This window comes from Kocuria salsicia (assembly GCF_007681555.1).
Taxonomy (GTDB): domain Bacteria; phylum Actinomycetota; class Actinomycetes; order Actinomycetales; family Micrococcaceae; genus Kocuria; species Kocuria salsicia.
This window is the reverse complement of sequence record NZ_VELE01000018.1, coordinates 1-13,434: the sequence shown is the minus strand read 5'-3', so window position 1 is coordinate 13,434 and position 13,434 is coordinate 1. Positions and strand designations below refer to the sequence as shown.

15 protein-coding genes and 1 pseudogene are annotated in these 13,434 nt (G+C 62.9%); 13 read left to right on the top strand and 3 right to left on the bottom strand.

The window, feature by feature from the left end; translation table 11 throughout:
- The 3 genes from FS770_RS13325 to FS770_RS13315 form a co-directional block, all read right to left on the bottom strand.
- The coding region (locus FS770_RS13325; RefSeq protein ID WP_342353666.1) for a DDE-type integrase/transposase/recombinase at window positions 1-227 on the bottom strand (227 nt) is incomplete at its 3' end.
- Window positions 228-490: 263 nt separating this feature from the next.
- Window positions 491-850: a transposase gene (locus tag FS770_RS13915; protein WP_280525945.1), complete on the bottom strand. Its 360-nt coding sequence runs from the start codon at window positions 848-850 to the stop codon at window positions 491-493.
- A 422-nt stretch (window positions 851-1,272) separates the two neighbouring features.
- Window positions 1,273-2,091 (bottom strand): TrmB family transcriptional regulator, encoded by an 819-nt coding sequence (locus FS770_RS13315; RefSeq protein ID WP_186366804.1) that lies wholly within the window; start codon window positions 2,089-2,091, stop codon window positions 1,273-1,275.
- Window positions 2,092-2,468: 377 nt separating this feature from the next.
- Here FS770_RS13315 and FS770_RS13310 point away from each other — a divergent pair, with 377 nt between their 5' ends.
- The 13 genes and pseudogenes from FS770_RS13310 to FS770_RS13250 form a co-directional block, all read left to right on the top strand.
- Complete coding sequence (locus FS770_RS13310) at window positions 2,469-2,792, top strand: Dabb family protein (protein WP_186366803.1); 324 nt, start codon at window positions 2,469-2,471, stop codon at window positions 2,790-2,792.
- Entirely contained in the window at window positions 2,789-3,751 is a 963-nt protein-coding gene (locus FS770_RS13305) for a DMT family transporter (protein ID WP_145012674.1), read from the top strand. Before FS770_RS13310 ends, FS770_RS13305 begins: the two co-directional genes overlap by 4 nt.
- On the top strand, window positions 3,748-4,176 hold the full coding sequence (locus FS770_RS13300) for a DUF2000 domain-containing protein (protein ID WP_186366802.1): 429 nt from the start codon (window positions 3,748-3,750) through the stop codon (window positions 4,174-4,176). The genes FS770_RS13305 and FS770_RS13300 overlap by 4 nt, the downstream gene beginning before the upstream one ends.
- Window positions 4,177-4,178: 2 nt before the next feature.
- Entirely contained in the window at window positions 4,179-5,576 is a 1,398-nt protein-coding gene (locus FS770_RS13295) for a phenylacetate--CoA ligase family protein (protein ID WP_145012668.1), read from the top strand.
- Complete coding sequence (locus tag FS770_RS13290) at window positions 5,573-6,457, top strand: aminotransferase class IV (protein WP_186366801.1); 885 nt, start codon at window positions 5,573-5,575, stop codon at window positions 6,455-6,457. Before FS770_RS13295 ends, FS770_RS13290 begins: the two co-directional genes overlap by 4 nt.
- A 33-nt stretch (window positions 6,458-6,490) precedes the next feature.
- Complete coding sequence (locus tag FS770_RS13285; RefSeq protein ID WP_145012663.1) at window positions 6,491-7,069, top strand: prephenate dehydratase domain-containing protein; 579 nt, start codon at window positions 6,491-6,493, stop codon at window positions 7,067-7,069.
- Window positions 7,066-8,019 (top strand): ornithine cyclodeaminase family protein, encoded by a 954-nt coding sequence (locus FS770_RS13280; RefSeq protein ID WP_145012661.1) that lies wholly within the window; start codon window positions 7,066-7,068, stop codon window positions 8,017-8,019. The genes FS770_RS13285 and FS770_RS13280 overlap by 4 nt, the downstream gene beginning before the upstream one ends.
- 595 nt (window positions 8,020-8,614) lie before the next feature.
- A complete protein-coding gene (locus tag FS770_RS13275; RefSeq protein ID WP_145012658.1) occupies window positions 8,615-9,670 on the top strand; it encodes a DNA polymerase III subunit beta family protein in 1,056 nt (351 codons plus the stop codon).
- Between the two features lie 54 nt (window positions 9,671-9,724).
- A complete protein-coding gene (locus tag FS770_RS13270; protein WP_145012655.1) occupies window positions 9,725-10,231 on the top strand; it encodes a hypothetical protein in 507 nt (168 codons plus the stop codon).
- Window positions 10,231-10,461 (top strand): annotated as a pseudogene (locus FS770_RS13265) (leucine zipper domain-containing protein); the annotation flags it as partial. The gene FS770_RS13270 and the pseudogene FS770_RS13265, both read left to right, overlap by 1 nt.
- A gap of 413 nt (window positions 10,462-10,874) precedes the next feature.
- Window positions 10,875-11,534 (top strand): hypothetical protein, encoded by a 660-nt coding sequence (locus tag FS770_RS13260; RefSeq protein ID WP_119933819.1) that lies wholly within the window; start codon window positions 10,875-10,877, stop codon window positions 11,532-11,534.
- A 179-nt stretch (window positions 11,535-11,713) separates the two neighbouring features.
- Entirely contained in the window at window positions 11,714-12,628 is a 915-nt protein-coding gene (locus FS770_RS13255) for an ImmA/IrrE family metallo-endopeptidase (protein ID WP_145012653.1), read from the top strand.
- A 200-nt stretch (window positions 12,629-12,828) separates the two neighbouring features.
- A partial coding sequence (locus FS770_RS13250; protein WP_186366800.1) for a phosphotransferase family protein occupies window positions 12,829-13,434 on the top strand: 606 nt, incomplete at its 3' end.

The following is a 13,434-nucleotide window of genomic DNA, read 5'->3' as shown; positions in this document are numbered from 1 at the left end:
GCCAGTCGCGCCTTCATACGGTCGCTGATCGAGTAGCCGACGATCCGGGCTGAGAACACGTCCTTGATGGCGCAGAGGTAGAGCTTTCCCTCGTCGGTCCAGTGCTCTGTGATGTCGGTCAGCCACAGTTCGTTGACGTCATCGGCGGAGAAGTCCCGCTTCACGAGATCGTCGTGGACCGGTGGCCCGGGACGCTTTCCGTTCTTGCCGCGCTTCTTCCCGAACACGGACCACCACTGGTTGTCCCGGCAGATGCTCCATGCCGTCCGCTGGCACATCACTTCGCCGGCCTCGGCGGCTTCGCCGACCAGGAACCGGTACCCGTACTCGGGGTCGTCGACGTGGGCGTCCAGTAACGCGTTGGCGCGGTAGGCCTCAGTCAGCTCAGCCTAGGTGACCTGCTGGTGGCGCCAGCGGTAGTAGAGCTGACGGGAGAGCTTGAGGACCCGCAGGGACACCGTGACGGGGATGCCGTCAGCGGCGAGCTCACTCACGAGCGGGTAGAACCTTTTCCCGGCAGGTTCGCCTGGGACAGGTAGGCCGCGGCACGGCGCAGGACCTCGTTCTCCTGCTGGAGCAGCCGGATCTGCTTGCGGGCCTCACGCAGCTCGGTCGACTCCTCCCGTGTCCTGCCGGGCCGGTTGCCATCGTCGATATCGGCTTGGCGGATCCACTTATGGAGCGTCATTTCGTGGACTCCGAAGTCCTTCGCGATCTGCGCGATGGTGATGCCGTCCTCACGGGACCGGGCCACTCGCACGACGTCTTCGCGGAACTCCTGGGGGGTAGGGAGCGGGCATGATGCACATCCTTCCAGGCCGCCCAACGGGCAAGCCAGATCAGATGTCACCTATCCGTGCGGCAGTCCCTTTTGTACACCTGCTTGACTGCTGGGGATGGAGTGGTCTCTGGCGTCGTGCTTAGTCGCATGGGCTGGCCCGATGACATCGCCGCCGACATTGCGTGCCTAGCCTCCGAACATGGTCGATGGGCCACCGGCCAGGTCCTCAATGCCACTGGCGGCAGCAATTTGTAGATCAGCCTGCCTAACCTGTTGCTAGTCGTGACGCTGTCGTTGGTTCGAGCGGCCCCGCTACACCCTGCTTTACAGGGAGCTGCGGGGGATCGTGTCATTCGCGGAACTCACGGGGGCATGATCCGGTTCTCGTTCAGGAAGTTTGGAGTCAAACCCGCGCACTTCATGCTATGGGTGATTGGGGCCGTGACGACCTCGTGGGTGTTTCCCGATCGGGCATCAGCTTGTCGGCCTTCTTATGCGAGAGGTCCGTACTTCGCTCTCAGTGTCGCCAGGGCAGGGCCGAAGGTCTCCTCCAGGATGTCGCCATGTGCATTGAGCATCTCCAACTTATAGAGATCATGACGCACGAGCTCGGTGATCGGCACGACCAGACCGGTATGCCTGGTCCAGGCGGCTCGGGATTCAGCGCCGCCGGACACACTTCCAGCCACGACCTCACGGTCATCGGCTGAGACTACCAACCAGCGGCTGCCGAGTCCGTGGGTAACCTCGTCTGTTCCCGGATGCGGAAAGACTGTGGCAAATGGGAAATCGACAGTGCCATATGCGACGACGATGATCGTGACTCCACGACTGGCCGCGTCCTCAAGACCCTCATACAAGCGATCGGCTTCGGCTTCCCAGATCTCGCACAGGAGCCTAGTTGATGCGCGACTGATGACGTCCTGAGCACGGAGGAGGATGTCGCCGCGCCCCTGCAGATCCCAGATGACGCTGTCGCTCTCGTCTCGAGCTCCGAAATTGCGAAGGACTTCATCAGCGCGAGAAAGCGATTCCTCCGTCTGTCGACGCTGAACCTTCAGGAATTCTTCTGGGGCCGTAGGCGCAAACCTCTGCGGCTTTCCATTCGAGACTCGTGCTGCGCCTCTGGTTACGAGAGAATCGAGAACCTCATAGATGCGAGCGCGTGCCACTCCTGATCGCTTGGCGACCCCATACCCAGTGGCGGGGGCCTCATCGAGAAGCGCTAAGTACGCCTTAGATTCCCACTCTGTGAGCCCGATTGCGCGTAGTGCTTGGATCTCGGTATCGCCGAACACCGGCTGGCTCACGTTGCTCTCCTCGTTTGCATGATTGACCACCATTTCAGGCGAGCGCGCGTAATCATCGGAACTCGCACTTCGCAATCGATTATTGGGCGTTTCGGGCGCGGCAGGCAGTGGGGGTGCAACGCCTGGCGCCTCGCAGCCTGCGGGCAAGGTTCCCAGTGGGCCTGCGCGCAGCTCCTCATGCTACGGCACATCCGGATCCCGTTCGGATCCCGTTCGATAGGTGGTCAGGACACGGAGCCCGTCTTTCTCCGCAGTCGATTGGCAGAGGTCCGGATGCCGTGTACATTTCGAGACACGCTACGTAGTCACCGAGGTGGTTACGTTGCGCTCGGCACGCATGAGACGTACGCCGCCTCCGACGACTGAAGGGAAGTACATTGAGCGGGAGCCAACTGACGCACGTCGTTGCGTTCACATTGAATCCGGACGTCTCCCGCGACGATCCCCGGGCTCAAGTAGCTGCCGCGATCACCGCCGGCCACCCGGCAACCATCCCGGAGATCGCCACTTGGGCGTGCGGGTGGGACACCAGCCGCAGGCCTGACTCTGCCGACTTCCTCGTCGTGAGCACGTTCGACACTGCTGGTGATTACGACATCTTCCAGGTTCATCCCGATCACCAGCGGGGCAAGAACGCGTGGAAGCAGATCGCGACGTGGACCGTGGCCGACATTCTCCCAGGCGTTAGCGAACGACCATGAGACGCGACTCGACACTGCTCCATATCAGCGCCGTGGCGGGTGCCGCTCTCTTATGGAGCACCTCGTTTGCGGTGACGAAGGTCGTGCTTCCCTACGTGGGAGAGCTGACACTCGGCGCGATCAGGTTCCTGGCTGCCGCAATACTGCTGATCATCATCTGCCTTCTCGTCCGGGCACGCCTGCGCGCGCCTTGGCGAGCCCACGCGGCCGTCGCAGGCGCGGGACTGGTCGGCATCACGGTCTACTTTGCCCTCGAGAACTATGGGGTCGCCTTGGCAACAGCCACTGATGCCGTCCTGATCGTGGCTTCCTATCCTGTCATGACGATGCTCGCCGAAGCCATCTTCCACCGCCGCAGGCCGGCCCCGATCAACGTCGTCGGAGCCCTCGTCGCGTTCGCCGGCGTCGTGCTCGTGACCATCGACGAGCCCGCCCAGGAAACACCCCACCGTCCTTGGGGGATCCTCTTCCTCTTCTTCGGCGGAGTCGCATGGACCGCCTACAACATGATCTCGACCCGAAAGCCGGTCAACGTATCGCCGAGCCAACGTCTCGGCGTGCTTCCCACGACAGGCTTGCAGAACCTCTGGGGAGGCATCGGCTTCTGCCTGCTCGTGCCCCTCCTGCCCGAGGGTACGACCACCAACCTCAACGCGCCCGCGATCTGGCTGATCGCCTACCTCGCCGTCGGCTGTTCCGCCCTGGCGTTTCTCCTCTATACGTTCGGCCTCACGGCGCTGAAACCAAGCCAGGCCGTAGCAGTCCTCAACCTCGTGCCCGTGTTCGGAGTCGTATGGGCGGTCGTGATCGCCGGAGAAGAGATCACCGTACTCAAGACAGTCGGCGCGATCACCGTCATCATCGGTGTCGCCATGAATGCACGAAGCTCCCCGACCCGTACGGGAAAGCAACGACCCCAGATCAGCACTCCTCCATCCCGAAAGGACTTCCAGCCATGAGCGCCGAGCAACAGAAAACCGTCATCGTCGTCGACCGTCATCTCCCCACGGGACTGGCTGTCAACGCCGCGTCGATCGTCGCGGCAATGATCACCACCGCGTTTCCCGCACTCATGGGGCCGCCGGTGAAAACGGCTGACTCTGAGCTGCCCGGGGTCGTCTTAGCCCCGCTACCGGTTCTGGCCGGCGATGAAAGCCTGCTCGGGTCCGCCTGGAGCCGCGCCGATCAGGCAAATCCCGGAATTGACGTCTTCCCCTTCACCCGACTGGCCCAGGGATGCAAGACCTACGACGAGTACATCTCCAAGATGAGCTCGACGAGCACGCACGACCTCGAACTCGCTGCGATCGGTCTCTGCGGCCCCAATAAGGCGATCAATTCCCTTACCGGCGACCTGCCGCTCTATCCCGCGAAGGAGAAGTAAAGATGATTCCTCTCGGAAACGCAGACCTGTGGGAGGCTGCAAACGAATTCGCCGCCGCCCAGAAACGCCAATGGTCCGGTGAAATGAGTGCGGAAGCGTTGGATGCATGGCAGGCCACGAATTTGCAGCAAACCATCGAGTACTGCCAGGACAAGTCACCGTTCTACCAGCGCCACCTTGCGGGTCTGGAGGCAAACTCGCCCATCGATGCTCTACCGTTCACAGTCAAGGATGATCTCCGACAGCACCTCGACGACGTGGCAAGCCTGAGCCTTGACCACGCATGGGTCTACTACGAGACCACTGGCACCACAGGCGTCTCCACTCCGTGCCCGCGCACGGCCGAGGATTCCATCCGCACCGGAGTCGCACTCTGCGAAGGCTACCGTGACCTCTTGAACGGCCATGGCGAACACCTCTCGATCGCTGTGATGGGGCCGACCGAGTTGCACTCTACCGGCGACACTTTCGGTGACGTCTTCCGAAGCCTCGGCCACAGCAGCATCAAAATGTGGCCGCATTCTCCCGTCGTAGGGTTCGAACGCGCCTCGCACCTGCTCCAACGACTTCCGATCACTGGCCTGACCTGCACACCCGGGATGACGATTCTCCTGGCCCGGCACCTTCTCGCCTCGGGAACCGATCCTTCCTCTCTCGGTGTCCGAGTCATCCTCACCGTTGGCGAGTTGGCGACCCCACAGCTGCTGGAGCAGATCGGCAAGGTCTGGAACGCCGACGTCTACAGCTGCATGTATGCCTCTCAAGAAGCTTCCATCCTCGCCGTCTGCCAGGGTGACGGTCGCCTGCGGACGACACCTCTGAACTACTTCTACGAGATCATCGACCCCGATACCGGGCTGGTCCTGAACCCCACGTCGGAAGAGCGGGAAGGGGAACTCGTCGTCACCCACCTCTACCGAGGTGCCAAACCCCTCATCCGATACCGCACCGGCGACCTGATCCGCGCCCAGGGCGCAGGTCAAGACTTCACCATCACCCCGATCGGTCGTGCTCGCGATGAACTACACATCGGGAACGCCGTCTATGCCGCATACGACTTCGAAGCGACCATCCTCCACGGTTGTCCCGCGTTCCTCGACTACCAGGTCGATATCCACCGACGCCGTGACCGCGACGAAGTGGACCTGCTCCTTGAACCGAGGCATACACCCTCTGCAGAAGACCACGAGTTGGCGGAACGGCATGCCGAAACGCTCGCACACGATCTCGGCGTACCCGTTCATGTGCTGTGGGGCAAGACGGACGCGCAGACCTCCACAGGAGCCATGGTCAGCTGGAAAGCCGCTCGGATCCGCGACCACCGTGAGAACAAGCCAGGAGTTGAGACCGACTCAGCTGCCCGAATCGCTACCCAGCGGGAAAGCAGGACAACATCGTGACAGCACTCGCTTATCTCGACGGGCAATGGGTTAACGCCGCCTCACCCCACCTCGGGCTCTCCACCCAAGGCCTCCAGTACGGCACCGCCGTGTTCGAAGGCATCCGCGCCTACCGGAACCCGGAGCACGCACAGATCCGGCCGTTCGAAGCCAGGGCTCACTTCGAGCGGATGCACGCCTCGTGCCAGGCCCTACGCATTGAGCTCCGCGAAACCGTCGACGAACTCATCGCCATCACAGAGGAACTCATCACCCGGAACGGCCATGACGACGACTGCTACATCCGACCGGTTGCGTGCAAGACGACCTTCCTGCCGGGGACACCGTTCGGAGTCAGGCTCTCGGGACTGGACCACAGTCTTATGCTGACTTCCGTTCCAATGCCCTCCCGGTTGGGGCATCCTACGCATCTCGGGATCGCATCCACCCGCAGAGTGCCCGACACATCGATGCCCTCCAGAGCGAAGATCAGCGGTGCCTACGTCTCCAGTGCTCTCGCGGTCGACGAATGTGCCGCCCAAGGCTACGACGACGCTTTGCTCCTGACAGGTGAAGGTCGCGTCGCCGAGGCATCGACCAGCAACATCATTCTCAGGAGAGGCGAGACTGTCATTACTCCCTCTCTCGACCAGGGAATACTGCCTGGCGTCACCCGGGCTCTCGCACTCGATATCGCGAGGCACAAGGGATACAAGGTCGTTGAACGGCCCGTCGAACTCGCAGAACTCTTCACCACTGACGAACTCCTCCTGACGGGCACAGGAGTTGAAGTCTCCCCGGTGACCTCGGTCGAGGGCCGGGAAATTCGAGACGGTAGGCCCGGTGATTTCACGCGCCACCTCTGCCAGCGATACGAGGAAAAAACCCGTGCAGCCTATTGAGGACACTGCGACACCCCTGAAAGAAGTACGACCATGACCTACTTCACTGTCAACGAAGACACACCTTCATCGTCAGCTCGAATCTCGACACTCGGTCCGTCGGGAACGAGCAGTGAGCAAGCGGCAAAACACCTCCTCGAACACCTCGATGCCGATAACGGCCAGATCTTGCTTCATCCGTCATACCACGACGCTGCCAGGTCACTCTCTGACGGAGAAGCCGATTACCTCGTGGTCGCCAACGCGTTCCATGGGATCAACGACTACTACATGGATCCCATCATGAACGTGCACAGCGTCTTTCACATGCTGACCCCGCTCTATGGACTCGCGAAACGTCCGAACGACCACCTCGCTGCGCAGCTCGAAGTCATCAGCCATCCAGCACCTGTACCCCTCATCACTGAATTCATGCCGCGCGGGCACGAGTGTGCCCGAGTCATCCCCGCCAACTCAACAGCCGCAGCAGCGAAAGCAGTCGAAAAAGGCGACTATGACGTCGCCCTGACCACCCAGCCTGCCGCAGAGCAACACAACCTCGTGTTCTTCTCCAATCAACGGCCCATCGAAATGGTGTGGACCGTCTTCACTCACCACCAGGAACAGGCATGATCCGAATCGGCGCCGAATCACTGTGGGCCGCCACCGAGAAACAAGGGTTCTGGGCGCGTCTGGCCGATCGGATGGCCATGGTTCTTCTGGAACAGGCCGCCGATCAGGCGGCATCCTCGCCACGACAGATCATACGAACAAGCATCGGCAACGGGCTCGGGGTGATGGCAGCGATCGCCGAGCGGCCGGACACGCCGATCATGGGCGTCAAGATCGTGTCGTTGGCTCAGCAAACTCATCAGGGCGGTCCTTCCCACCCGGGGGCAGTCATTCTCATCGATCCTGCGTCTGGAGAACCACAAGCGAGCCTTGACGCCGATGCAGTCACCGCGATGCGGACGGCCGCGACTACATGCGCAATCACCCGACATGTACGACCCGAGGCTGGCCGTTTCACCATCATCGGTACCGGCACCGAGGCCCGCTCACACCTCCTAGCGCTATCGGCGGCATACCCGGAAGCACGGTTCACGATCTGGGGAAGACGACCCGAAGCGGCCTCCGAGATTGCGGCCAAATACACGTCCGAAGACATCGCTGTCGCCGTAGAGTCCGACTTAACGAAGGCGCTCAGAGACGCCGATGTCATCACCAGCCTCACGGCGGCCGGATCACCGTTCCTCGACATGCGCCATGTCGAGGAAGCCGCCCATGTCAACGCGATCGGGGCATCGATTCCAGGCCTTGCCGAATGGGCTCCCGAATCATTCAGGACCGTGGATGTTCTTATTTGCGACACCGTCGCAGAGTGCCAACGACAGTCAATGGAAATCCCTACGGATCTCCTCAACTCTGCGTATAACGCGTCCACAATCCTCGAGAACCGCCCTTGGAAGGGTGCCGACCGTAGCTACAAGCGGTCGGTCTACAAATCAGTGGGATCGGCAGTCCTTGACGTCGCCGCCGGCGCGTTCCTAATCGAGCAAGTCCACTCGTCACGAGGCATTTAGCGGCTCTTCGCAGATGAGCGTGGGTGACCCGGGCTGGGAGGGATCTGCCTGACGGCGTGAAACGCCCTGGGCTTCGTTCCGCGGTTAGGGCGCAACGGGTGCTATGTCTCGGTCCTGGGTGTAGGTGGTCTCGACCTCTGCGGGGCGCGATAGGCCAGGGCCTCGTGGAGAGGGGCGGTGTTCCACCAGGGCACCCATAGCCCATCATGGTCAGTTCGGCCGCCTCAGTGGACTCCCAGATTCGCTTGAAGGGGATGAGACCAGCCTTGTGGGGCCCGCTGACTGTCTCGGCCTAACTGTCGCCCAGAGATCGCATCGAGGCTGTCATGCCAGTCTCGGTCAGCGCATCCGAGCACACCAAGCTGACTTACTGAGCACCGCGGTCGCTGTGGAGGATCAGACCGTTTGGGCCGCGACTGGCACCAGTGGACACCAGGGTGTGCTCGAGAGTCAGTAGCGGCAGCAAGGTCATGTGCAGGCTGGGCGAGATAGCCCATCCCGCGGTCCGCCGGGACTAGAGGTTGCGGGGCGAGACATTGCTGATGGCTCGCGCCGGGGTTGACCTTCGAGTTGGTTGAGGCCGGACGATGTTCCTATGGCTGACCCAGAGTTGATGTCAATCGGCGCGTTCGCCAAGGCCGCCGGACTGACTGCGAGCGCATTGCGGTTCTATGACGATGCCGGCTTGCTCCGTCCCGAGCAGGTCGACCCGCTGACGGGGTACCGGTTCTACAGCCAGCCGCAGGTGGTGCGTGCCTCGCGGTTGCGCCAGTTGCGCGAGATCGGAATGCCGCTGCCCACGATTGGCCGGTTCCTTGCCGCCGGCGCTGAGGAGGCTGCGCGGCTCATCGACGATCAGGTGGCCAAGGTCGCCGCGGAGACCAGTGGGATTCAGCAGGCCGCTGCGGCCCTCAAGGCGTCCCTCGCTCAGGGTGCTTGCCTCGCCCTGGGCGTTCTGCCGGGTCCGGTCCTCGCAGCGGCTGTCGATCAGATCCTGGCCACCACAACTCACGACCTCGAGATCCCGGTACTGGCCGGGGTACGCCTGGAAGCACATCCCGACGCCATCTCGCTGACCGCGACCGACCGCTACCGCCTCGCCACGCGGACACTGGTGCCCAGCCAGCCGCCGGCAGCTTCGTGGTCAGGGACCCTAGCCGGAGAAGACCTCCAGGCCGTCACAGCGCGGCTCCGGCGAAGCCCCACCGTGACGCTAGAAGCGGGCGAACGAACCCTCGACCTCCGCACAGGCGACAGCACCGTGACCCACTGCCGCCTCCTGACCGAGATCTTCCCTGATTACAGACATCTGATCGGTTCACTGCCCGAGGTGACGCATCGCGTCACGATCGAGACGCACCAGATTCTCAAAGCGCTAGAACGAGCGCCGGAGACGATCGGACTGCGGGTCGCGGACGGCCAGCCGAGTCTCCTGTTATCCGACACCGTTGTGGCACTCAGCGGGACCGCGTCGGGTCCGGATCTAACGCTTTGGTTCGATCTGACCACGTTGTACCCCGCGTTGAGCCACTCACTCGGCAACGACTTGATGCTTGACCTCCGCGGACCTGACCGGCCAGCGACCGTCAGGTCAGCCGACGAAGGCGACCTGTTCACGCTGGTCATGCCCTGCCCCGCCAGTCCCTCCTAACCGCCCACCCACACCCCTCCGCCCACCGAGAACGACAAGGACTGGACCAATCTCATGACCGAAACTACCGCCACCCCCGACCCGACAATGGAAGCGATCGGCAAAGCCCTGGTCCTCGGACGCGGGGGTGGCATCGAGACGGCTCGGCGCGACCTGCTCGCCATCTGGCAACAGATCGGGGTCGCCGGGGACCCGTTCCACCGCTGCACGCTCGCTCACTATCTGGCTGACCTCTACGAAGACCCCGCAGAGGCGCTCATCTGGGACATCCGCGCCTTGGATGCCGCCGACGGCCTCAAAGATGAACGCGCCCAGCAACACCACGCCAGCCTCCAGGTCGCCGGGTTCTACCCGAGCCTCTTCCTCAACATCGCCGACAACCTCCGCTGCCTGGGCGCGTTCGAAGCCGCCGCCGAGCACATCAGCAGCGCAGAGCAGCACACCTCTGCGCTGTCCGACGATGCGTATGGCGACACCATCCGCACGGCGATCCACGAGGTTCGCCAGGCCATCGACAACCGCGACACCGCACGTCGAGCGTCCGCGCCCGGTGCGGCCTAGTGACGCGCAAGAATGCGCCTCTGACGGTCGAAGGGCGCTGTTGGCTCATCGAGCGATGCCGCACGAGACCCATCGCCCACGCCGTGGCTGAGATGGGCCTCTCCCGTGCCTGCACAAGCAAGTGGGTCAACAGATGGCGGGCGCACGGTGAGCTCGGTCTGCTCGACCAATCCTCGACACCCCACCATGGCGCCGCCGCGTCCCCGGCGGCGGTAGTTGCCCAGATCGAGACGCGGCTCCACGAAGGACTGGAGTACCGGACCCCGGTAGAGGTCGAGGCTGCTTTCACTGAGGCCGACGTGACCGCGCCCGCGGTGCCCTGACCTCGGAACGAAACCCAGGGCGCTTCACGGCCAGCATCCCACACCGCGGTATCCACCGGACGCTTCGCCTGCCTTTGGGGCGGTGGATCGACTGCCCCGGCAGGCTCGGAAGCACCCCGGTAGGTTCCGGCAGTCGTGCAGCACATTCAGGAGCACAGCAGCCTCTGGGCCCACAGTAGATGTGGTGCAGTTGGGGTTGTACGTCGGGCTTGTGCTCAGGGGCTCAGGCGCCGACCTTCTTCGAGTCAGTCCGGTCCCTCTTCACACATCCAAATTTTCCGGTTTTGTGCACTATGCTGAGGCCGGTGGAAGGAGCCAACATGATCCCTGAACCTCTTCAGTCCCAGCCGTACGTCACCGCGCAGGATGCTCCATCGGTGTTGGCGCTCCTCGGGCTGAACAATGGGGTCTTGATGGACTCCGTACGCACCGGAGTCGCGCGAGCCCAGGATGTGACGGCCTTCCATCCTGTGACCGCTCGTGGGTACACGCAGTGGTCGGAGACTGTGGCTTACCTCCGACAGGAGCTCGTCGGGCGCCAGTGGGCCCAAGGGGACCCGCAGAACTCTCCTCGAGTGTTTTCCCCGGACGGTAAAACCTCGATCATGGTGGTCGGAGGAAATGCCGACACGGGAGTCTCCGTCGAGAAAGACCCCCGGACGGCGCGTCGCCGCGGTCCGGCGACCCGAGCCGCGGTGCAGTGCAACGGCCAGCAGATGCTGGACGTGATCCTCGAACTGCCGGCAACATGGGACCGACAGGAGCCGCTCACCTGGGTGTTGCTCTACCACTGGTCGAAGGACGAGCCAACCGTGCGCGCCGAGCTTTCCCTTCCTGCAGCCGTGACCGATGACGGCGACATTTCTCGCTGGAGTCACCGCATCCTTCTGCCTCCGCAAGACCTCACCAGCTTCGAGGTGCCCCAGCGTCCGGCTGGCCCGCAGGACGACATCGACTTCAGGATCGTAGAACTGTCGTGACACTAGAACCCTCGCGGATCGCACTGGCGAGGTTGCGTGCGGGACTAAGTAAGAGTGAGCTGGCCCACCGGCTTCAGGCCACTCCCCGCACAGTGACGAACTATGAGACTCACGGTGCTCCGGATCGGGCCGCTTCCGCACTGGCGCAAGCAATTGGTTGCGCCCCAGCATTCTTCCGCATGCCTGCTACATCACCATTTGAAGAGGAACGGGTGTTCTTCCGTGCCCGGCGCCGCTCGAGTGCTGCGCAGAAGCACGCGGCGACCTCCGCAGGACGTATCGGGGTGGAGCTATATGGGCTCATCACCGAGCACTTCGCTTTGCCGGAACTGAGCATTCCTGACCTGGCGGGAGTCGATCCGCTTGATGCGGCGCAGCAACTACGTGCCGAGTGGCAGTTAGGGATTGACCCTCTGCCAAACTCATTGCGTCTGGCCGAGTCTCATGGTGCCCGAGTCCTCAGCTTGCCCGCGGGAACGGCTGATGTGGATGCCTTCAGCTTGTGGGAAGACGGCCGGCCGTATGTGTTCCTCTCCACGATGAAGACCGCCGAACGCTCCCGGTTCGATTTGGCGCACGAGATAGGGCATCTAGTTCTGCATGCTGGCCTGGACGCCTCCTTAAACAGCGAACGAAACGCGGAGCAAGAAGCCGATCAGTTCGCCTCTGAGTTCCTCATGCCCCGCATCTTGCTGCGTTCACAAGTAGGCAGGGAGCCGTCAATCGCCACAGTTCTCAGACTCAAAGTCAGCCTGGGCGTCTCGGCTATGGCATTGGCCTACGCCCTTCATAAAGCTGGGCTGCTGACGGACTGGTCCTATCGGCAGGCCTGTATCGAGCTAACTAAACGCGGTTATCGATCCGGTGAGCCAGAAGGCATGGACCCCGAAACTTCTCGCGTCTTCAATGTCGTCCTTCCGGCGCTCCACAAGTCCAAGGGCTGGGGCACCGAAGAGATCGCCCAACGTCTCGGCGTTCCAGCGGCTGAAGTGCACGGCTTGACTTTCGGACAAGCCCTCGCAGACGTCACCCTTCGGGAAAGCAACACTCGAGTGCGTGACCGCTCTCGAGCGCATTTGTCACTAGTGCATTGAGAGGCGATTGCCGCGTCGGCAAGCCGTAACCCGTGCAGTCTGCGCCACTGCGTTGCGCACTCGAACGACGCGGTGAGGGTTCCGGTGTGAGCGCTGGAGCCGTTTCCTCGGTGCAGCGGGGGCATGACATTGGTTCTCGAGCCAGGTCTGATTGGGGGCAGACTGTGCTCATGACTCCTGCCCGTCCTGAGCATCCGTCCATGGTCGACCGACTGGTTCATCTGGCTGGCCAGGCCCCGGCCGCGGTCGGCCTGGGCTCCTCACCGGGAGACGGAGACGAGGTGCGTCTGCTGGGGCATGGGGAGAGCTTCGCGGCGTGGTTACTGGAGGCCGGCGAGCAACGGGTGGTGGTGCGGATCGCCCGGCGTCCGGTGGAGGAGCTGCCGCGGCCGATGCAGGAGGAGTTCCACGGGCTGAGCCTGGTGCCTGAGGGCATCGGCCCGCAGGCGCTGGTGCTGGAGGAGTCGGCGGACAACCCCCTGGGTGCTCCGTACATGGTGGTCAGCTTCGTACCCGGCCGCGTCCTCACACCGGGGCAGTGGACTCCGGCTCTGGTCCGGGCCCATGCCCAGCAGATGGCTCGTCTGCATGCCCAGCGATTCGACCGCTGCGGTGAGCTGACCACCCCGGAGGAGGAACGCCGGGAGGCGGTGGATATCGCCGGTCAGTTCGCCGCCGGGCTGGACTGGTGGAACGACAACCACCCGGGAGTGATGAACGAGCCCGACGTGACACGACTGGCCCGGAAGGTGGGGGCGTATCTGCAGGACGCACAGAAGGTTTTCAATCGGTTGGAGTCCTTCGCG